Origin of the sequence: Parabacteroides sp. AF17-28 (assembly GCF_003479205.1) — a bacterium.
GTDB lineage: Bacteria > Bacteroidota > Bacteroidia > Bacteroidales > Tannerellaceae > Parabacteroides > Parabacteroides acidifaciens.
Map to the genome: position 1 here is coordinate 38,705 of NZ_QUGV01000025.1, position 19,881 is coordinate 58,585.

Annotated in this window: 20 protein-coding genes; 15 read left to right on the forward strand and 5 right to left on the reverse strand. The window is 46.5% G+C overall.

The window, feature by feature from the left end:
• Positions 1–59: 59 nt before the first annotated feature.
• Positions 60–533, reverse strand: coding sequence for a 23S rRNA (pseudouridine(1915)-N(3))-methyltransferase RlmH (gene rlmH / locus DWW90_RS16060; RefSeq protein WP_122345695.1), 474 nt, complete (start codon positions 531–533; stop codon positions 60–62).
• Positions 534–623: 90 nt separating this feature from the next.
• Here rlmH and DWW90_RS16065 point away from each other — a divergent pair, with 90 nt between their 5' ends.
• The 3 genes from DWW90_RS16065 to DWW90_RS21030 all read left to right on the forward strand — a co-directional run bounded on the left by DWW90_RS16065 (position 624) and on the right by DWW90_RS21030 (position 2,201).
• Positions 624–995 (forward strand): DUF4783 domain-containing protein, encoded by a 372-nt coding sequence (locus tag DWW90_RS16065; RefSeq protein WP_115500141.1) that lies wholly within the window; start codon positions 624–626, stop codon positions 993–995.
• An 8-nt stretch (positions 996–1,003) separates the two neighbouring features.
• Positions 1,004–1,861, forward strand: a complete 858-nt coding sequence (nadC, locus tag DWW90_RS16070) for a carboxylating nicotinate-nucleotide diphosphorylase (protein WP_122333576.1) — start codon at positions 1,004–1,006, stop codon at positions 1,859–1,861.
• Positions 1,862–1,943: 82 nt separating this feature from the next.
• Positions 1,944–2,201, forward strand: coding sequence for a DUF6722 family protein (locus tag DWW90_RS21030; protein ID WP_222940356.1), 258 nt, complete (start codon positions 1,944–1,946; stop codon positions 2,199–2,201).
• Positions 2,202–2,344: 143 nt separating this feature from the next.
• Here the strand turns inward: DWW90_RS21030 and DWW90_RS16080 are convergent, their stop codons facing one another.
• Both DWW90_RS16080 and DWW90_RS16085 read right to left on the reverse strand, forming a co-directional pair.
• A complete protein-coding gene (locus DWW90_RS16080) occupies positions 2,345–2,920 on the reverse strand; it encodes an acyltransferase (RefSeq protein WP_122345696.1) in 576 nt (191 codons plus the stop codon).
• A complete protein-coding gene (locus DWW90_RS16085) occupies positions 2,921–3,625 on the reverse strand; it encodes an SAM-dependent methyltransferase (RefSeq protein ID WP_122345697.1) in 705 nt (234 codons plus the stop codon).
• Positions 3,626–3,710: 85 nt separating this feature from the next.
• Here DWW90_RS16085 and DWW90_RS16090 point away from each other — a divergent pair, with 85 nt between their 5' ends.
• The 7 genes from DWW90_RS16090 to DWW90_RS16125 all read left to right on the forward strand — a co-directional run bounded on the left by DWW90_RS16090 (position 3,711) and on the right by DWW90_RS16125 (position 11,917).
• Positions 3,711–5,105 (forward strand): rRNA cytosine-C5-methyltransferase, encoded by a 1,395-nt coding sequence (locus tag DWW90_RS16090; protein WP_122345698.1) that lies wholly within the window; start codon positions 3,711–3,713, stop codon positions 5,103–5,105.
• Positions 5,106–5,267: 162 nt separating this feature from the next.
• Complete coding sequence (locus tag DWW90_RS16100) at positions 5,268–7,952, forward strand: calcium-translocating P-type ATPase, PMCA-type (protein ID WP_122345700.1); 2,685 nt, start codon at positions 5,268–5,270, stop codon at positions 7,950–7,952.
• 101 nt (positions 7,953–8,053) lie between these two features.
• A complete protein-coding gene (locus DWW90_RS16105; RefSeq protein ID WP_115500147.1) occupies positions 8,054–8,353 on the forward strand; it encodes an STAS domain-containing protein in 300 nt (99 codons plus the stop codon).
• Between the two features lie 21 nt (positions 8,354–8,374).
• Positions 8,375–8,785: an ATP-binding protein gene (locus DWW90_RS16110; protein ID WP_122333572.1), complete on the forward strand. Its 411-nt coding sequence runs from the start codon at positions 8,375–8,377 to the stop codon at positions 8,783–8,785.
• Between the two features lies 1 nt (position 8,786).
• The gene (locus DWW90_RS16115; protein ID WP_122345701.1) at positions 8,787–9,908 is read left to right on the forward strand and encodes a sensor histidine kinase; all 1,122 of its coding nucleotides are present in this window, start codon (positions 8,787–8,789) and stop codon (positions 9,906–9,908) included.
• Entirely contained in the window at positions 9,901–10,734 is an 834-nt protein-coding gene (locus DWW90_RS16120) for a sensor histidine kinase (RefSeq protein ID WP_122345702.1), read from the forward strand. The genes DWW90_RS16115 and DWW90_RS16120 overlap by 8 nt, the downstream gene beginning before the upstream one ends.
• Positions 10,735–10,753: 19 nt before the next feature.
• Entirely contained in the window at positions 10,754–11,917 is a 1,164-nt protein-coding gene (locus tag DWW90_RS16125; protein ID WP_115500151.1) for a PP2C family protein-serine/threonine phosphatase, read from the forward strand.
• A gap of 79 nt (positions 11,918–11,996) precedes the next feature.
• Here DWW90_RS16125 and DWW90_RS16130 read toward each other — a convergent pair whose 3' ends face one another.
• Complete coding sequence (locus tag DWW90_RS16130) at positions 11,997–12,827, reverse strand: hypothetical protein (RefSeq protein WP_115500152.1); 831 nt, start codon at positions 12,825–12,827, stop codon at positions 11,997–11,999.
• A gap of 34 nt (positions 12,828–12,861) precedes the next feature.
• Positions 12,862–15,774, reverse strand: coding sequence for an ATP-binding cassette domain-containing protein (locus DWW90_RS16135; RefSeq protein WP_122345703.1), 2,913 nt, complete (start codon positions 15,772–15,774; stop codon positions 12,862–12,864).
• Between the two features lie 394 nt (positions 15,775–16,168).
• Between DWW90_RS16135 and DWW90_RS20530 the strand changes: the two genes are divergently transcribed.
• The 5 genes from DWW90_RS20530 to DWW90_RS16165 all read left to right on the forward strand — a co-directional run bounded on the left by DWW90_RS20530 (position 16,169) and on the right by DWW90_RS16165 (position 19,397).
• On the forward strand, positions 16,169–16,339 hold the full coding sequence (locus DWW90_RS20530) for a hypothetical protein (protein WP_158582854.1): 171 nt from the start codon (positions 16,169–16,171) through the stop codon (positions 16,337–16,339).
• A 36-nt stretch (positions 16,340–16,375) separates the two neighbouring features.
• Positions 16,376–17,548: a 6-bladed beta-propeller gene (locus DWW90_RS16145; protein WP_122345705.1), complete on the forward strand. Its 1,173-nt coding sequence runs from the start codon at positions 16,376–16,378 to the stop codon at positions 17,546–17,548.
• 602 nt (positions 17,549–18,150) lie between these two features.
• Positions 18,151–18,525: a DUF6249 domain-containing protein gene (locus tag DWW90_RS16155; protein ID WP_115500154.1), complete on the forward strand. Its 375-nt coding sequence runs from the start codon at positions 18,151–18,153 to the stop codon at positions 18,523–18,525.
• Positions 18,515–19,051, forward strand: coding sequence for an RNA polymerase sigma factor (locus tag DWW90_RS16160; RefSeq protein WP_122345707.1), 537 nt, complete (start codon positions 18,515–18,517; stop codon positions 19,049–19,051). Before DWW90_RS16155 ends, DWW90_RS16160 begins: the two co-directional genes overlap by 11 nt.
• Positions 19,052–19,067: 16 nt before the next feature.
• A complete protein-coding gene (locus DWW90_RS16165) occupies positions 19,068–19,397 on the forward strand; it encodes a DUF5056 domain-containing protein (RefSeq protein WP_122345708.1) in 330 nt (109 codons plus the stop codon).
• The last annotated feature ends 484 nt before the right edge of the window (positions 19,398–19,881 follow it).

Sequence of the window (19,881 nt, forward strand, 5' to 3'; positions counted from 1 at the left end):
AAACAGCAATCGTTTGTATTATAATTGGCACATTGGCATATTTGCACATTGATACATTATTATTCATGATGGTACGGTTCATTATTTAGGATCGTCATCGCCCGATAAATCTGTTCGACAAAAATCAAACGAATCATCTGGTGGGAAAAGGTCATTTTACTCAATGATATTTTCTCGGCAGATGCTTTGTAAACAGCCTCACTGAAACCATACGGGCCACCGACGACAAAGACCAACCGCTTCGGAACGGTATGCATCTTCTTTTCGAGATACGCGGAAAACTGCATAGATGTAAACTCTTTTCCTTTTTCATCCAACAAAACCAAATAATCTCCGGGTTGCAACGCCTTCAGTATCAGTTCTCCCTCCTTCTCTTTCTGCTGCGGTTCGGACAGGTTCTTGACGTTCTTGATGTCGGGAATCACTTCCAGTTCAAAGGGGATATAATGGACCAGACGGTTCTTATATTCATTGATCGCTTCTACAAAATAGCCGGCATCCGTCTTACCTATCACAATTAGCGCAATTTTCATTCGTTTACATTTTAGAGATTGAAGGCGCTAAATTACAGGAAAAAATACATACCTTTGCATGATAGTACTCATAAAAAGAGGAGATAGCTTATGAAACGATTATTTCTTACGTTGGCATTGGTTCTCTCGGTTCTGAGTGTGATGGCTGCCGATATCGCTCCGATTTCGAATGCTTTCAAGGGAGGCAACGCCTCGTCGCTCAGCGGATCAATGGACAAGGAAGTCGACATGGCCCTACCGGGTTCGTCCAAAAAGTGCAACGCAAACGATGCTGTTTCAATGCTGAATGCCTTCTTCGGAAGTCATAAACCGACAGGATTCACAGTCGTGCATCATGCTGATAAAAAAGAGAATGGTTTCTTTGTCGGCAAACTGCCTACCGCATCCGGTGAATACCGCGTAAACGTGACCTACCGGGCGGAAGGAGACAAAGCGATTATACAATCTGTCAGAATAGAATAATAAAGGATATGAATTTAAAAGAAACAAAAGAACAACTGATTGCGGAACTGATCCGCCTGGCATTTGCAGAAGATATAGGTGATGGCGACCATACAACGCTGTGTTGTATCCCGGCAACGGAAATGGGTAAAAGCCAACTGATCGTAAAAGAAGACGGTGTATTGGCCGGTGTCGAAATGGCTGAACGCATCTTCCGGGCTTTCGATCCAGATTTGAAAATGACGACGTTTATACAGGACGGGACTGAAGTGAAGAAAGGCGATATTGCTTTCGTCGTAGAAGGAAAAGTGCAGTCTCTCTTGCAGACCGAACGCCTGATGCTGAACGTGATGCAACGCATGAGCGGTATCGCAACGACTACACGCAAATACGTAAAAGCGCTGGAAGGCACGAAAACACGCGTGTTGGATACGCGTAAAACGACTCCGGGTCTGCGCATGATCGAAAAGGAAGCGGTTAAAATCGGCGGCGGTGTAAATCATCGTATCGGTTTGTTCGACATGATTCTGCTGAAAGATAACCATGTGGATTTTGCCGGAGGCATCGAAGCGGCGATCACACGTTGTCATCAATATCTGAAAGAGAAGAACAAGGATCTGAAGATCGAAATCGAAGTCCGTAACTTCGACGAATTGCAGGAAGCCATGCGTGTCGGCGGCATCGACCGCATCATGCTGGACAACTTCAATATCGAGAATACGAAGAAAGCTGTCGAAATGGTTGCCGGTCGTTACGAGCTGGAATCTTCCGGCGGTATCACCTTTGCCACACTTCGCGACTATGCGGAATGCGGTGTCGACTATATCTCGGTCGGAGCACTGACCCACTCCGTCAAGGGTCTGGATATGAGCTTCAAGGCTTGCTAAAAAATAAAAGAGGAGGCGGATGATTAACTTGTCCGCCTTTTTTATATCTTTGGGGCATTATTAACAATCAAAATAATTAACTATGAGCAAAATACCTGCAAAACAAGTTTATTACACTAAAAAGACTTCGCTAAGAAAGAATCGAAGACTATTAAAAGCAATCTATTTAGAAATCAGTAAATATGGCCTCGATTTATCTAAGTTAGTCTTCGCCGGTGTTATTTTAGTAAACATCATGAGCCTTGATGTCAATAAATTCTTTATTTTTGTTCTTGGAACTATTGCGGTTACGTTATTGGCTTGTATTAGTTTTATCTTATTTATAAAAGGAAAGGAGTAAATTATGACTTTTATCTATTTATGTAGTACGATTATTATTTTTGGAGGTGCATTCCTTATCTTTTTACTCACTCCGAAAGGGAAAAGATGGCTTAATGGAGATTGATTATCATCACAGCTGTTAAGGGCGAGCGAACCCCGCCCTTATAAGATACGTTTTACGACATTGTTATCTAATAGGTATTGCTGCCCGCTTTCGGGACATACGGCAATACCTTTTTCGTTGAAATCGAGACGATGGCCGTATTCGCTTACCCAGCCGATCTGAACGGACGGATTACCGACAACCAAGGCATAAGGGGAAATATCTTTGGTTACAACAGCCCCTGCACCGATCATAGCATATTCACCGATAGAATGGCCACAAACGATGGTTGCATTCGCTCCGACAGTCGCCCCTTTGCCGATATGGGTTTTCTGATATTGGTTCTTGCGAACGACGGCACTACGAGGATTGATCACATTGGTGAATACGCAACTGGGACCTAAAAAGACATCGTCTTCACACGTCACTCCGGTATAAACGGATACGTTATTCTGGACTTTCACATTATTCCCGAGAACCACTTCCGGCGAGATCACTACATTCTGTCCGATGTTACAGTCCTGCCCGATCGTACAACCGGACATGATATGCGAGAAATGCCAGATACGGGTATTATCACCGATCGTGCATCCGGGGTCGATAACCGCTGTTTCGTGTGCCTGATAAGCTGCCATTTATTTATAGATTAAGAAGATTGTCGGTTTCTTACTCAGATCGGGCACTTTACCGGCCCATTCCTTTACCGGACGCGTGTGGATATATTCATCCTCACAGGTTATGTTCGATGCAATACAAAGTTTAGTGGACGGGCGACAGGTACGAATCAGCTCTTCCGCCAGCTTGTTGTTGCGGTAAGGCGTTTCGATGAACAACTGCGTCTGGTTCTCCGAATAGATACGGCCTTCCAGTTTCTTGATCGTGTTGGTCCGTTCCGAAGCGTCGATCGGCAGATAGCCGTGAAAAGCGAAGCTCTGGCCGTTAAAGCCGGACCCCATAACCGACATCAGGATGGAAGACGGTCCCACTAACGGGACCACTTTGTAGCCCTTCCGTTGTGCAATCGCCACAACATCCGCACCCGGATCGGCAACAGCCGGACACCCCGCCTCCGAAATCACGCCGACCGATTCACCTTTTGCCAAAGGGGCCAGATAACCGGCCACATCTTCGGATGAGGTATGCTTGTTCAATTCGTAAAAAGTCAGGTCGTCTATCACGATAGACGGCTCCATCTTCTTCAGGAAACGACGTGCCGTACGCACATTCTCCACAATAAAATGGCGGATGGAAAGGATCACTTCGCGGTTGTATTCGGGAAGAACCCGGCGGTGTTCAACGTCGCCAAGCGTAACCGGTATGAGGTAAAGAGATGCTTGCATAATTCATAAATCGGATATGCCGGACCGATGACCGTTTTTTATTCGATACAAAAATAGTACTTTTGTGCCAAACAAGCAGAATAAGATGGCACTTCCTATAGATTTTATCACACGTACCCGCGCATTACTGGGAAATGAGTTCGACAGGTTAGAGGCTGCGTTAGGGGCCGACGTCCCCGTCAGTATCCGTATAAACGAGAAGAAAGGGACACCTGCTCCCCAAGCAGGAGCGCCGGACAACCGGGTTGCCTGGTGCGAAACGGGCTATTACCTACCGGAACGGTTGTCGTTCACATTCGACCCGCTGTTCCACGCCGGAGCCTACTACGTGCAGGAAGCCTCCTCCATGTTCCTCGAACAGGCGATACGGAATTATGTAAAAGCGCCGGTCCGGTGCCTCGACCTGTGTGCCGCTCCGGGTGGAAAATCGACACACCTGCTCAGCCTGCTGCCGGAAGGAAGCCTGCTTGTCAGCAACGAAGTGATCCGCAGCCGGAGTAACATCCTGGCTGAAAACATCGCCAAATGGGGAAACCCGAACAGCATTGTCACCAATAACGATCCGGAGGAGATCGGCCGTCTTACGCATCTGTTCGACGTGATCGTCACCGACGTGCCCTGCTCTGGCGAGGGTATGTTCCGCAAAGACACCGACAGTACAGGCGAGTGGAGCGTGGCCAACGTCGAACTCTGTGCCGGACGCCAGCGCCGTATCATCCATGACATCTGGAACGCCTTGAAACCGGGCGGCCTGCTGGTCTACAGCACCTGCACCTACAATACCGAAGAGGACGAGGAAAACATACATTATATAATTGAGGAATTAGGCGCCGAAGCCCTGTCCATTCCGGTGAAAGAAGAATGGCAAACGACCGGCCCGCTCAAATACGATCACCCGGTCTACCGCTTTTTCCCGCACAAGACTAAAGGCGAAGGCTTCTTCCTGGCCGTCCTCCGGAAAGCCGAAGGGGAAACGGAAGAGATACGGTTCAAAAGTAAAAACAAAAAGGAGAAAGGGAAAGCCGTACCGGCCACGCCCGAAGCTGTCAAATCGTATCTATCGGATGCCGACCTGTTTTCATCCGAATGGAACGGCAATTTCCTCCGGATGCATCCCGAATCCGTCCGACAGGTTTATCCGCTGCTCCGCGAACACCTGCGCATCCTCTCCGCCGGCATCTGCATCGGCGAAGCCAAAGGAAAAGACTTCATCCCTGCCCAAGAGCTGGCGCTCAGTACCGCTTTGCATCCGGACGCCTTCCCTTCGGTCGAGCTGGACTGGGACAACGCGATCCGGTATCTGAAAAAAGAAGCCCTTCTCCTGCCCGATGATACGGAAAAAGGCTACGTATTACTTCGCTATAAAGGATTCCCCCTCGGCTTCGCCAAGCATCTCGGCAACCGGGCCAACAACCTTTACCCGCAGGAATGGCGCATCCGCACCAGCTATATACCGGAGAAGGTGACGACGTTGTTATGAAGAATGATTCATTTTTTGACAGATATGAACGATTTCAACATGCTTGAAATCTATACTGCAGCGGCCACATGCCGACACAAACATTAACACCTTGTATTTGTATATGTCCCTTAACTTTACTTTATTTGCTCTCTCAATTTTCTGAAACAGATTAATAAATTTATGGAGAAAAAACATCAGTACCAAGGATTAACCAAACAAGAAGTAGAAGAAAGCAGGCGCCTTCATGGCGAAAACATCCTTACCCCACCGGAGAAAGCCTCCTTGTGGAGCCAATTCATCGAAAAGTTTAATGACCCGATTATAAAGATTCTGCTGGTAGCCTGGCTACTGTCGATGATTATAGCAGGCGTTCATTGCTGGGGACCGGAAGCGAAAGGCTTTACGGCATTCCTCGAACCGATCGGCATTTTCTTTGCCATCATGCTGGCGTCTTGCGTCGGTTTCTTTTTTGAAGTGAAAGCGAACAAGGCTTTTGACGTGTTGAATACAGTCAACGACGATATCTTTGTGAAGGTGATTCGCGAAGGGAATATCTGCCAGGTTCCGCGAAAAGAGGTGGTTGTCGGTGATATCGTCGTGTTGGAAACAGGCGAAGAAGTACCCGCCGACGGACACCTGCTGGAAGCGATCTCCCTGCAAATTAACGAATCGACACTGACCGGCGAACCGGTTATCAGCAAAACGACAAACGAAGCGGACTTCGACGAAGAGGCGACCTATCCTTCCAATGTGGTGATGCGCGGAACGACTGTCGTTGACGGGCACGGCGTAATGGAAGTTGAAAAAGTAGGCGATGAAACCGGATATGGGAAAGTATATGAAGGCTCGCAGATAGAAAACAATATCGACACGCCGTTGCAGATCCAGCTGGCCGGACTGGCGAAAGTGATCAGCAAAGCGGGTTATACGATTGCGGCCATCACTTTTATAGCGCTGCTGACAAAGCTTTTGCTGGCTTCATCCGGAATGCCGGTCATGGACCTGATTGCCCATATCCTGAATATATTCATGGTTGCGGTTACGTTGATCGTCGTATCCGTGCCGGAAGGGCTGCCGATGAGTGTGACCCTCAGCCTGGCGCTCAGCATGAACCGTATGCTGAAAACAAACAACCTGGTCCGCAAGATGCATGCTTGCGAAACAATGGGGGCAACGACTGTTATCTGCACCGATAAAACAGGGACGCTTACCCAAAACCAGATGCAGGTGTACCAGACGAATTTCTATAACCTGAAAGACCAGAAGTTAGAGGACGACGAGCTGAGTAATCTGATTAAGGAAGGCATATCGGTCAACTCGACCGCTTACCTCGACTTCTCGGACGAGAAAATAAAGACATTGGGGAATCCGACCGAAGCAGCCCTGCTGTTATGGCTGAACGGCCAGCACCAGAATTACCTGGAAATAAGGGAAAACGCACGGGTGGTGGATCAGTTGACCTTCTCCACCGAACGGAAATATATGGCGACAGTCGTACAATCGCCTTTATTGGGCAAGCGGGTACTGTATGTCAAAGGCGCACCGGAAATCGTGCTGGCTAACAGCAACCGGGTGGCGATCGACGGAACCTATAAAACAGTCGAGGCTTGCCGGACCGGTATTGAACAGCAATTACTGGACTACCAGAACCAGGCAATGCGCACGTTGGGATTTGCCTACCAGATACTCGAGGACGGACAGGATGCGGCGTTCTTCGCCGACGGCCGATTGCATAACACAGACCTCACCTATTTGGGAATCGTCGCCATCTCCGACCCCGTGCGTGCAGATGTGCCGGCAGCCGTACAAAGCTGTCTGGATGCAGGCATCGACATTAAGATCGTAACCGGCGACACGCCGGGAACGGCTAAAGAGATCGGACGCCAGATCGGTATCTGGAAGCCTGAAGATACGGAACGTAACTGGATCACCGGACCAGGCTTCGAAGCCTTGACGGATGAGGAGGCATTGGATCGGGTACTCAACCTGAAAATCATGTGCCGCGCCCGCCCCACCGACAAACAGCGCCTCGTGCAGTTGCTGCAACAGAAAGGGGCCGTAGTCGCCGTAACGGGTGACGGGACCAACGACGCGCCTGCCCTGAAAGCGGCACAAGTGGGCTTGTCTATGGGAGACGGGACATCTGTCGCAAAAGAAGCAAGCGATATTACCATCCTGGATAACTCGTTCAGCAGCATTACCCGTGCGGTGATGTGGGGACGTTCTTTATACCGGAATATCCAGAAGTTCCTGTTGTTCCAGCTGACCATCAATGTGGCAGCTTGTCTGATCGTACTGTTGGGCTCGTTACTCGGAACCGAATCGCCGCTTACCATCACACAGATGCTTTGGGTGAACCTGATCATGGATACATTCGCGGCCGGAGCATTGGCATCGTTACCGCCTAACGAACGGGTCATGAAAGACAAACCTCGTCGGAGCGGAAAGAATGGAGACTTTATCATCACTCGCCCGATGGCCTACAATATATTCGGTGTCGGACTGGCATTCGTCATTGTACTGATGGGGATTCTGCTTTATTTCCACGCACAAGACGGACTGACACCGCACGACCTGTCCTGGTTCTTTAGCTTCTTCGTGATGCTCCAATTCTGGAATATGTTCAACGCAAAAGCATTTATGGAAGGCAGTTCGGCATTTGCCAACCTGAAAGAGAGCAAGAGCTTCCTGCTGGTCGCACTGCTCATCATCATCGGACAATACCTGATTGTTACTTTCGGAGGCGAAATGTTCAGCGTTATCCCGTTGTCCTTAAAAGACTGGGGAGTTATCATCGGTTCAACTTCACTGGTTCTCTGGGTCGGGGAAATCGGACGATGGATAGGAAGGCTAAAGAAAAGATAAACGAAATATTCGGATGAAGGATATAAATCGTTGCAAATAACTTGGTCACATAAAGGATTATCTTTACTTTTGCTTGGACAGAAAAATTAAGAACAAAAAATATGAAGATAACAATAGACAACGGGAAAGAAACAGTCATCAGTCTTTCCGGCGAATTGGATACATTGACCTCCGTCGATCTTGAAAAAGAGATCGCGCCTATCCTGCACGGAGAGGCAGAGGCAGTCGTTCTGAACGGGGCGGAACTGACCTACATCAGTAGTGCCGGCCTTCGCCTGCTCCTCACGCTGCAAAAAGGGATGAAAGCCAAAGGGGGAACTTTCCGGTTAAAGAATATCCAGAAAGACATCATGGATATACTGAACATCACCGGGTTCTCATCCATTCTCACGATCGAATAACAAGCGTCCCTATCCCGGCAGATGACAAACACGCTAATTATAAAAAACGAACTGGAGCAGTTAACCCGTCTATACGCGTTTCTGGACCGGCAAGCTGTTGCTTACGGGCTGGAAGAACTACAATTGATGCAGGTCAAGCTGGCACTTGAAGAAGCTGTGACGAACGTCATCCTGTACGCCTATCCGGATAAGAAGGATCAGGATATCCGCATCGATATGAGCTACGAAAACAAACGGCTGACAATCGTCATAACAGATACCGGCACGGATTTCAATCCGCTGGAAAGACAGGAACCGGATCTGACACTTTCGCTGGAAGAGCGCCCGATAGGCGGACTCGGAATCTATCTTGTCAAACAACTGATGACGGAGGTCACCTACAGTCGTTCAGCAGGAAAGAATATACTTACAATGACAAAAGACATGCATTGATATGGCAGATTTCGACATTAAAGAAATAGCATCACTCAAAGTGAGGCTGCAAATTGTAGAGAAGCTTGTATTAGTCGACTGGATATTGATTATCCTGTCGATGTATTACGACTGGGGAGGATGGATCGCCACCTTGATCGTTGCCCAATTCATCCTGTATATCTACAAGGGGAAACTGCGCAAACAGCTGAAACAAAAAGAGTATCTCGCCAAAGTCGTGGAAGAACGGACAATCGAGCTCCGCATCCAGCGCGACCAGGTGCTGAACGAATCCAAAAAACTGTCCGATGCCCTCGATGCCTTAGCTAAGGCGCAAGACGAGCTGGTCCGCAAAGAGAAACTGGCGACGGTCGGACAATTGACGAAAGGTCTGGTTGACCGTATCCTGAACCCGATCAACTACATCAATAACTTTGCCGGGCTTTCCGCCGGTATGATCAAGGACCTGAAGTCGAATATCACAAACGAACGGGAAACCATGTCTAAAGAGAATTATGACGACACGATCGAGATTCTTGACATGATCAACAGTAACCTCCAGAAGATAAACGAACATGGTTGCAACACGGTCCGGATCGTCAAGGCAATGGAAGAACTGCTGAAAGACCGGCATGGCGACGTCACTTCCACCGACATCGGAAACCTCTGCAAGGTAAATGTAGATGTGATCAACAAGTTATTCAAGGAAGACATTGAAAAGAATAAGATAGAGATCGAGCTTCTGTGCCCGGAAGAGCCGGTAATGGCGGAGATCAACATCGAACAAATGAACAAAGTAATGCTCAGCTTGCTCAAAAACAGCGTATATGCATTGCTGAAGAAGTTGCAGAAGCAGGAATTCTCTCCGCTCATCACCATCCAGGTGGAAAAACGGCTGAACGGAACGGTTTTCCTCTCTATCCGCGACAACGGTATCGGTATCGAAGACAGCATAAAAGCCCGGATATTCGAACCGTTCTTTACCACGAAGCCCACCGCCGAAGCGGCCGGTGTCGGCTTATACCTCTGCCGGGAAGTGATCCTGAACCATCAGGGCTCTATCATTGTAAAGAGCGAGAAGGATAACTTTACCGAATTTATGATTACGATTCCTATCTACCAAAAGAGCAACGACAATGGATGATAACAGTAGAAATGAGTTAGAACGTCTGAGAAAACAGATCAGCCAGCAGGAAAAGATGGCATCACTCGGACTGTTGAGCGCCGGTATCGCACACGAGATACAGAACCCGCTTAACTTTGTGATCAATTTCAGCAAACTATCGCGCAAGTTGTTGGAAGATATGGAAGATGTTCTGGATGAACTGGAGAGCAAACTGCCGGAAGATGCAGACGATGAAATCCGGGAAATCATGGACGACCTGAAAGAAAACATGGTCAAGATCGAGGATAACGGGAACCGGGCTTCAAGCATTGTCCGGGGCATCCTGCTCTATTCACGCGGAAAAGACGATGAATATATCCCGACCAATCTCTGCCAGTTGACAAAAGAATATGTCTGGCTATCCTACCATGCTGTGCGTGCCAACAACAAGAGTTTCAATGTTGCCATCAAAGAGGAATATGACGAGACACTTCCGCCGGTCAAAGTGATCCCGCAAGATTTCAGTCGCGCGGTCCTCAACCTGATGAACAATGCCTGCTATGCTGTGTTCAGCAAATCAAAAGGCGTCACGGAAAACCCTTACAGCCCGACAATCCAGGTCAGCCTGAAGAAAGACGGAGACCAGGTACGCCTCGTGATCGAAGACAACGGGTCCGGCATTACCCAAGAGGTAAAGGAGAAGCTCTACACCCCGTTCTTCACTACCAAACCGGTAGGCGAAGGAACCGGACTCGGCCTCTCCATCACCAAATCAATCATCGAACAAAAACACAACGGAACAATCGAGATGGAATCCGAACCGGACAAGTTCACCCGTTTCACCATCACGATTCCGATTCAATAATCAGAGAAACAATGCTGCTATGGCTATAAAAATATTAAGTGTAGACGACGAACTGGACCTGGAAATACTGCTTACCCAATATTTCCGTCGCAAGATAAAGAAGGGCGAATATGAATTCCACTTCGCCCACAACGGACTGGAAGCGCTCCAGATGCTGCTTGCCACACCGGACTTCGATGTGATCCTGAGTGACATCAATATGCCGGAGATGGACGGACTGACGTTGCTCACGAAGATTAACGAGATGCGTAACCCGGCCCTCAAATGTATTATGGTATCGGCTTACGGCGATATGGAAAACATCCGTAGCGCGATGAACCAGGGAGCGTTCGACTTCACTACGAAGCCGATCAACCTGGAAGACCTCGAACGGACGATCGAAAAGGCGGCCGAACAGATCGCTTTCATCAAACAGGCGCAAAAGGAACACACGCAGTTGGAATCCATCCAGAACGACCTACATGTCGCCCAGGAGATCCAACAGACAATCCTGCCTAAGACATTCCCCCCGTTCCCGGAGCTGAAATCATTCGACCTGTATGCCTATATGAATGCGGCCAAATATGTGGGAGGCGATTTCTACGATTTCTTCCGCATCGGGCAAGACCGTTTGGGCTTTGTCATTGCCGACGTATCGGGTAAAGGCGTTCCGGCCGCTATCTTCATGGCGATCAGCCGGACGGTTATACGCGCCATCGCCCTCACTGAAAATTCGGCATCGATGTGCATGCAGCGTTCCAACGCCATACTCTGCCAGGAAAGTGTGAACGATATGTTTGTCACCGTTTTTTACGGTATCCTGAATATCCGGACAGGTGTTGTCACGTATTGCAATGCCGGGCACAATCCACCTGTTCTGATGAAAAAAGACGGTTCCGTGTCCAAAGTCCCGACAACTAACGATCTGGTATTGGGTGCTATCGGAGATGTCAGCTATCATGAGAAGGAATTACGGCTGTCTCCGGGCGATAACCTGTTCCTCTATACCGACGGGGTGACAGAGGCCATGAACACGAAGCACGAACAGTACAGCGAACAACGCCTGCTCGAAAACTGCCGCTCATTGGCGGGGAAAGACCCGAAAGAGGTTGTAGAAAAAATAACCGAAACAGTTGGCGAATTTGTTGTTGGCGCGATCCAATCGGACGATATCACATTGCTTTCGATTGCCTACAAGGGATAAGAAAGTTAATGCTAAAAGCAAAATAGCCCGGCTTTCTTTTGAGAGCCGGGCTATTCTATTATCTAATGTATAGGAATTCTTATTTCAGCAACGCATCACGGATACCCATAATCTCTGCATTTGCAGCTCTGGCTTCCTGAATAGAGTTAACCTTTTCTTTCAACGGAGAGATTGTTTCGCCCAACTGTTTCAGATCAGGATAATAAGCGGCCAAATCTGCAACCACTTCTTCCAACATGCTGACACGTTTTTCCATATTTGCGGAAAGACCTGCAGAAGTAGCATCACCCTGTACAACCAACGTCGGGTTAGCGATCAGGCAAGCATATTCGGCAGAAGCAGCGCCCAACATTTCAACTTCGGCATCTATCTTGTTTTCAGCAGCCATCTTGTCGATGATCTGGTTTTCCTGTTCTTTCAGGAAAGACTGCATTTGTTCTTTAGTAGCATCTTTCGGAGCCTGTTCCTTCAGGATATCCAATACGAAAGATACATTCAGGTCTGTAGCTAACTTGGCAATCACGGCTTCAACCTCAGCAGTCGGCTGGCCAACAGCTTTCAATACGTTATAATCAGCCATGTACATACCCAATGCACGGGCTTTCTGTGTCGGAGTGCTCAATTCGGCAGCCTTGCTAACCGGCACCATGTATTTAACATCACCAACATTTACTTTTACTTCACCTGTAGAAAGGCGATAAGGAATTTCCGAATCCGGCATGTCCTTCAACAATTGAATTGTCTCCTGTTTCAACTCTTCAGTCAACAGGTCTTTCGGAGCCTTACCTGCTATAACAGCAGCTTCTTCAGTCTTTTCGGCTTCCTCGTTTGTTTTTTTGGCTCCGTTGCAGGAAGTCATTCCAAACACTAATGCTGCTACGGCGAGCATGCTTAATACACTCTTTTTCATATTGTATAATTTAATAATTTATTACTCTCGAACCTCAAAATTCGTCCCGTTTCAGGAAACGTCCCGGAAACTCTGCGAATATAGCGATAATCGCCAATAATGCAAAGAAACCTATAACCAATAAATTAAATTTATAAGTAGAAATATGATATCCGGCCCAATTTTTCTCATGACTGTAGAAGGCGGCACGCCCCCAGGCGTTATCCGGCTCCACATAAACCGTCCCGATCAGCGGGTAGATACGGTGGTTCGTTTCCTTATACATATGGCGGCTTCCGGTACCCATTACCAGGTCTTCGATTGCCGTATTATGATGGGCTTTCTTCAACTCCGTCAGCCATTCGGCTCCGTTTTCCCGGCTCCGTTCCTGCTGTACCTGATCGAGATAAGCCGTAAAATTATGCGCCCGCTCATGCAGGGCGGCATCGACTTTATCCAGGTAAGAGAGATAATCCTCATTCGCGGCACGGGGAGCGATACGGGCGGCACGGCTTAATACGACGAGTTCATTCTCTACGGTTTTCCGCTTATCCGGATCATCCTTCCCGGCAAGCTGTTCAGCCAGGCTGCGTACTTCCGGGGAATGCACGTTCTCATAATACTGGGCCAGGTATTTTTCCTTTTCGATCGGGAAGTACGGGCCGTTGTAAGCATTATCCCGGAACTGCTCGACCATTAATGCCTCGAAAGCCCAACGGGAAGGGATCACCTCTCCGATCAACGGCACGATATTCTCATCCGAGGCGCGGGTGTTCAGGTCGTCAAACTTAATAACCAGGCCGCAAAGCAATATCTGCGGGATCAACAGAAGTGGGATCGTAATATAAATGGCAACCACCGAACTCATTGTCTGAGACAGGATCAACCCCGTCAGGTTTGCCAGGAAAGAGGTTGCCCACAAAATAGTCCACCACGTCAGAAACATTTCGCCTCCCACTCCGATAATCGCATTCCCCACCAAGATAAACAATAAGGATTGCAGTCCGGAAACGGTCAGCAGATAAACCATCTTGGATGTCAGATAACTGCTCCGGCTCAACCGGAGGAAATGTTCCCGCTTCAGGATCGTCCGGTCTTTTATGATCTCCTCGGCACTGATACTAAGCCCCATAAAAGTGACAACGATCACCGACATGAAAATATAGGAAACAAAATTCTTATTGGCAAGCAACGTATATTCATCCCCGTCCATATAGCGGGTCAGCATTGCGACGATCAAGGCCAGCAAAGGGGCTTCCAACAGTGTGATAGCTAAATACGGTTTATTCGTCAGCTTCGTACGGATATTCCGTTCCAGAAAGATCAGAAACTGTTTGCACCAGGAAGGTTTCTTTTGCTGGTTTTCCGGCAAAGCCTCTTCCTTTACAGCCGGAAAGACGGGACGGGAATTCAGATATTCCTCGTGCCATTCCTCCGGTGTGAATTTCCGGATATTCGTCTGGTTCCCCGAATCGTCGATCTTCTTGGAATCGATGATATTCAGGATCAGTTCGGGATTGACATTTCCGCAGGCACTGCATACGCTGATATCGGGATCGGTATATTTGGCCGCCTGCTTGAAATAGGTAATGGCTTCGATCGGGTTCCCGTCATAAATCGGATAACCGCCTCTGTCCAACAGCCATAGCCGGTCGAACAATTTATATATTTCAGATGAAGGTTGATGGATATTCACGACCACCAACTTTCCCCGGTGTGTCTGCTCTTTCAGCAACATAATGACTTTCTCGGAATCGGACGATGACAGGCCCGAAGTCGGCTCATCGAGGTACAGGATGGCCGGTTCGCGTATCAGCTCGAGCGCGATGTTCAGGCGTTTCCGCTGGCCGCCGCTGATCGTCTTACGGATCGGGGAACCTACTTCCAGGTCTTTTATTTCTTCCAGGTCCAGCTCCTTCAACACCTTCTCCACACGCTCCCCGATCTCTTTATCCGATAAACGAGCAAAACAGAGACGAGCCGTGTATAACAGATTCTGGTAGACGGTCAGCTCCTCGATCAACAAATCGTCCTGCGGCACGAAACCGATCAACTGACGCGCTTCCGGCGAATCGAGCGGATGGCCGTTCACGGTAATCGTTCCCCGGTCGGGACGGATATTCCCGTTCATAATACCCAACAGCGTAGACTTCCCAACACCGCTACCTCCCATAATGGCAACAAGTTGTCCGGATTCAAGGTTGAAAGAGAAATTATGCAATCCGTTATGGCTATTCTTAAAAGTAAAATCAATATCACGCCCGGCCAGATGGATCACTTCCTTACGCTCGTTCTTATTAAAAACGGTCAGCAGGTCACTGTAGTAGACAGGCAGGAACAGCGGTCCTTTCAACACACTGCTGTGCTGCCAGGCGTAGAACATATCCGGCGAAAGCGGAATATCGTTCATGAACACCTGCCCGCTTCCGTGATAAGTAAAAATCTGCTTGTCAAAGCGGCGGATAAAGAAGACACGGATAAAACCTTCCATGCCTTTCCGCACGATATGGTTACCGGTCGCCTCCTCTTCCCCGCTGATGGTCAGCAAAGACGAAGAAGGTTTGCCCGTAATGAAAGCGAGCGAGTCGTCGAACTCCTTCTGCGGAATCGCAAAAATATCGGCAACCAGGCGGAACAGTTCCAGGTGATTCTCCGCCTCTTCGCTGTTCGTATAGGCAAACTCCACAAAGCGGATCAAAAGAAGCAACTGCTCTTCCGCACGCAATTTCACTTTCATCTGCTCGCAGATATTACGGACAATCTGCTCCTTGTCAAGCACAAAGAGCGAATCGTCGTACATCTCGCGCAACGCATTATAAAGTTCGATATATTCTTTATGGGAACGTACTCCGAAGTGACTGGACAGATACGAATGAACGGCACGACTTGCCTGCTCCCTTTCAATCCGCACGGAGGAAGCAAAAATAGCAAATAGATTTAATAAGCCGTTTAATATGGTCTCATTCATTTATTTCGTCAGTGTAAGATGAATTCGAAGCAAAGATAAGTAGAAAATTTGAATGGTAGAGCAGAACGGCGCAAGACAGTTGTGAATAAATGGTTTAAGGCAAAAAGGGGAATAGAGAGCGAAGCCAACGGAAACCACATAAAAAGCCAAATGAAACCGGAGTTATGTTACCATCCCGTTACTTTTATCCCGGTGAGGTGGATGATAGACAATATGCTGATAAACAAGGGAAGAATGGAATTTACGCTTGCAAATGCAGGCGTTTTTTTGAAACGATGAAATATCTCATGAAAAAAGAGGTTTGCCCGGTTTGATTGCGCTGATTGGCTACGTTTTGCATATCTTCTTACAGCTCTACAATGAATAATTTTGTTCACTAAAAATTAGTAGAGTTATGAGGTCAACTTTTAAGGGTGCAAATGTATGGATGACGGCAGCGGAAATCACCGACCTGTTCAATGTGGGAGGCGCACAAGTGAACAACGCCATCAAAAAGATACATCTGCTGAAAAAGCATTGTATGATTCAAAAGGCGAGATATAGTATCCATTGTTCCGCCTTTTGATAAGGATTTTCTAGATATTAATAATATCTTTGTATTATGAGAAAAGTATTTTATTTAGTCTTATCACTTGTAATTGCAAGTTGCACCTCTAATAAGGAACTGCAAGAGAAACTGGCATTTATTGATGTCACCAAAGAATATCCCGAAAAGAAAATTGAGCTCACCGATATTGCGGATGTCTCTTATCTGTACCTCAATTCAAAAAATGATGATTATCTCTATAAAGGTAGCATTGATTATGTAACCGAAAACAATATTATTGTTATAGACCGCTCTCAGAACAGCGTGCTGTTTTTCTCAAAAGAGGGAAATCCCAAATCACATTTTAACCGTAGGGGACAAGGATCGGAAGAATACAGAGATGCATATTCACTAATGTATGACGAAGCAAATGATGAAGTGTTTGTTTCGCCCGACTTTAGCGATCATATTATGGTCTATTCATCATTGGGTGAATTCAAAAGGAAAATAAATTTACCTCAGACGAATGTTAACGGACAAATGGCTTTGTTTGACGATGTGTCCATATTGGTGTATGATAACACGAAATTGTGGAAATCTATCATACAAAGCAATGCCCCAGATATAGTACAAACCATTGATTCAGCTTTCTTTCTTATTTCCAAATTGGATGGTACAGTGCTGGATTATATCTCACTACCAAACAAAAATATAGATCTGAGTTATACAGATTTGAACAGTGTATTTACTAGTCAGGTGAGTTACGGACGTGTGAGAAAGTCGGCGGACGGATTACTTTTATACAATCCTGAATCCGACACCGTTTTTCATTACAGCAAAGAAAAGCATTTAACTCCATATATGTACAAAAAACCAATATTGAGCAGTCAAACCCCAATGACGGTTATGGATATCTGTATGGATGCGGGAAAATATCAGTTTATGGCGGTTTACCCTTATCGGGAAACAGGGAAATCTCCGACACCAAAGTATTATATGCGCAACAAAGCAACAGGAGAACTGTTTCGCCAAAAAATAACTCTTTCCGATTTTGAAGGAAAAGAGTTGTATATCAATCCCCGGCTTTTAAATTATTATGAACATGCATACCACTTTGAACTGGATTTTGCTGAACTCGAAGAAGCATATTACAAAAACAAGCTCAGTGGTAAACTCAAAGAACTGGTTGCTTCACTTCTTGAAGATGAGGAAAGTAATAATGTTTTTGTGTTTGCGGATTTTTATTGATAAAAACACACCTTTTGGGGTTGTTTTCAATATTGGGTGAATTATAAAAAGAATTCCAAAGATTTCCCATATCGTGGGGGAAGTGTACTAAATGAGGCAATATGGCGTGTTGTCCTACTTTAAACAGTGTTTCCGTCTTGCTATCAGTCAGAAGAGTTCCTTGCCATATATTCTGTTGTTTGAGGATTAAATAGTTGTCTGAATAATCTCTATTAGGTATTGCGGATTTACTTCGCTGAAGCAATAAGAGATAAACTACTGTCTTGCCGTATCGTTTCATAAGGCTGTTATCTGCTGTCATAATTGTATTATTAAAGGGTGAGTAACCAAATGATTAAACCGAAAAAAGCAACCACCGAAGCCAAAACGATGATGCAAAGCGCAGAATATCAAAGAAGTTACATTGTCGCTAAATCATTACCAACAATTATCTACCTTTCTACTACATACTATCATTCAGACAGATACAAGTTTTTTAATTATCCTGATACAAAGATAATAAAGATTTAAAGGAATATTTCATTGTTTTGCATCTAAACGATTACTTTCTTCCGTCTAATAGATGAGATTTGTAAGAATGTTTAATTTAAAAGTATAAGATTATGATCAATCATTTAATCCCGATTATTGTTTTGACAGTTCCCTTTATCTTCGTTATCTTTATGGTCTGGATAAAAAGCAATGAAAATCAGAAGCGTAACCAACTGAAAGCTGAACTATACGTGAAAGCACTCGAAAAAGGAGAAAAGTTCCCGGAGGACTTGATCAAAGAGCCGAGTAAGAAGTTCAAATCACTCAAGACAGCGATTCTCCTGATCTCGGTTGGTATCGGCATCTCGATCTTTCAACTGTTCAACTCCAATATGGCAAATACATTCCAAAGTCTGTCTGTCGGCCTGATCCCCCTTATGCTCGGAATCGGTTTTCTGATTATCCATGTTATCTGGGAAAAACACGGAATAGAAGATGAAGATTGACACCCTACTTGTTTCAAAAGTTATCTTGCTGGGTGACCGGAAAGCATTCAACCGGTTGGTTGAAGCCTACCAGTCGCCTGTGCGACGCTTCTTCTTCAACCTGACGGGTGGAGACGAAGAACTGAGCAAAGACCTGGCGCAGGATACTTTTATGAAAGCATGGCTCAACATCGGTTCCTTCCGTTCCATCTCCACCTTTTCGACTTGGCTCTACCGGATTGCGTACAATACGTTTTATGATTATATTCGTAGCCGGAAGCTTTCAGCAGAGCTGGATGTGGAAACATTGGGCGACATCTTGCCAGCCGGCAGCCAGGATAAAGATTTGGGAATTGATTTCACTCGTGCACTTTTACTTCTGCGTGCCGATGAACGGACAGTCGTACTTCTGTTCTACATGGAAGACAAATCAGTCGAAACAATTGCCGGAATCATGAGCATACCACTCGGGACAGTGAAATCCCATCTGTCGCGAGGGAAAAAGAAACTGACAGAGTATTTTAAAAACACGGAGTATAATATATAATGTAACAGTATCAATTATGTCTGACGATAAACAACTATACGACCTCTTTAAAGCGAACAAGGCGGAGTTCGCGGATAACGGCTTTTCTAAACGGGTAATGAGGCGGCTGCCTAAACGGAACAGCCTGTTGCCGCAGATTATTATTACACTCTGCCTGATATCAGGAATGGTCCTGACATTCTGGTTGCAAGGCGATAGCAGCTTGTACAAAGGGATACAGGAAATGATCGTATCACTTAGTTACGCCCAGGTTCCTTCTTTTACAGCCATCAACGATTATATCATAGTCTTGCTCTTAATCGGGAGCATCAGCTTCGGATTGTTGTATTCTTATGATAAAGAATGAGGCAGATTATACGGATCAGTCTAAACCTGAAAATTACAATAACCCTCTTTTTTGGCGTTTTTCTATTTCGTCCGAAATTCTGATCGATTTAGGATTGACTTTTTTCACGGTTTTAGCCTGATCGGATGACAACAGAGAAAATGAGGTGCCGAGCCCATTCCAAAAAGCGTGCAATTTGATTGCTGATAACCGAAAACAGCAGCAAAGTGGTAAACCTTAACTCCCGGAGAATCGAATATTTGAAAATAAAACGGACGGCGTTCCAAATATCCCAAGGAAATTTAGGGGCTTTTTTGCCCTTATGACGGTCCTCTTTTCAATTACGACCGTCCAAATCGCCATTACGACCGTGCTAATCTTCGCGAGCTGCCGAGTGCACTACACATTAGCACGGTCGCGATGGCAAAGAGGACGGTCGTAATGGCGGAAAACGCTCGAAAAAGAGGAAAAAGTCCCTTTTTGAGGTCAAAAAAGCGGATTAACA

What these genes read in the sequence shown, in the direction of transcription:
- rlmH (WP_122345695.1), bottom strand. Translation starts at nt 533, where the DNA reads ATGAAAATTGCGCTAATTGTGATAGGTAAGACGGATGCCGGCTATTTT.
- DWW90_RS16065 (WP_115500141.1), top strand. Translation starts at nt 624, where the DNA reads ATGAAACGATTATTTCTTACGTTGGCATTGGTTCTCTCGGTTCTGAGT.
- nadC (WP_122333576.1), top strand. Translation starts at nt 1,004, where the DNA reads ATGAATTTAAAAGAAACAAAAGAACAACTGATTGCGGAACTGATCCGC.
- DWW90_RS21030 (WP_222940356.1), top strand. Translation starts at nt 1,944, where the DNA reads ATGAGCAAAATACCTGCAAAACAAGTTTATTACACTAAAAAGACTTCG.
- DWW90_RS16080 (WP_122345696.1), bottom strand. Translation starts at nt 2,920, where the DNA reads ATGGCAGCTTATCAGGCACACGAAACAGCGGTTATCGACCCCGGATGC.
- DWW90_RS16085 (WP_122345697.1), bottom strand. Translation starts at nt 3,625, where the DNA reads ATGCAAGCATCTCTTTACCTCATACCGGTTACGCTTGGCGACGTTGAA.
- DWW90_RS16090 (WP_122345698.1), top strand. Translation starts at nt 3,711, where the DNA reads ATGGCACTTCCTATAGATTTTATCACACGTACCCGCGCATTACTGGGA.
- DWW90_RS16100 (WP_122345700.1), top strand. Translation starts at nt 5,268, where the DNA reads ATGGAGAAAAAACATCAGTACCAAGGATTAACCAAACAAGAAGTAGAA.
- DWW90_RS16105 (WP_115500147.1), top strand. Translation starts at nt 8,054, where the DNA reads ATGAAGATAACAATAGACAACGGGAAAGAAACAGTCATCAGTCTTTCC.
- DWW90_RS16110 (WP_122333572.1), top strand. Translation starts at nt 8,375, where the DNA reads ATGACAAACACGCTAATTATAAAAAACGAACTGGAGCAGTTAACCCGT.
- DWW90_RS16115 (WP_122345701.1), top strand. Translation starts at nt 8,787, where the DNA reads ATGGCAGATTTCGACATTAAAGAAATAGCATCACTCAAAGTGAGGCTG.
- DWW90_RS16120 (WP_122345702.1), top strand. Translation starts at nt 9,901, where the DNA reads ATGGATGATAACAGTAGAAATGAGTTAGAACGTCTGAGAAAACAGATC.
- DWW90_RS16125 (WP_115500151.1), top strand. Translation starts at nt 10,754, where the DNA reads ATGGCTATAAAAATATTAAGTGTAGACGACGAACTGGACCTGGAAATA.
- DWW90_RS16130 (WP_115500152.1), bottom strand. Translation starts at nt 12,827, where the DNA reads ATGAAAAAGAGTGTATTAAGCATGCTCGCCGTAGCAGCATTAGTGTTT.
- DWW90_RS16135 (WP_122345703.1), bottom strand. Translation starts at nt 15,774, where the DNA reads ATGAATGAGACCATATTAAACGGCTTATTAAATCTATTTGCTATTTTT.
- DWW90_RS20530 (WP_158582854.1), top strand. Translation starts at nt 16,169, where the DNA reads ATGAGGTCAACTTTTAAGGGTGCAAATGTATGGATGACGGCAGCGGAA.
- DWW90_RS16145 (WP_122345705.1), top strand. Translation starts at nt 16,376, where the DNA reads ATGAGAAAAGTATTTTATTTAGTCTTATCACTTGTAATTGCAAGTTGC.
- DWW90_RS16155 (WP_115500154.1), top strand. Translation starts at nt 18,151, where the DNA reads ATGATCAATCATTTAATCCCGATTATTGTTTTGACAGTTCCCTTTATC.
- DWW90_RS16160 (WP_122345707.1), top strand. Translation starts at nt 18,515, where the DNA reads ATGAAGATTGACACCCTACTTGTTTCAAAAGTTATCTTGCTGGGTGAC.
- DWW90_RS16165 (WP_122345708.1), top strand. Translation starts at nt 19,068, where the DNA reads ATGTCTGACGATAAACAACTATACGACCTCTTTAAAGCGAACAAGGCG.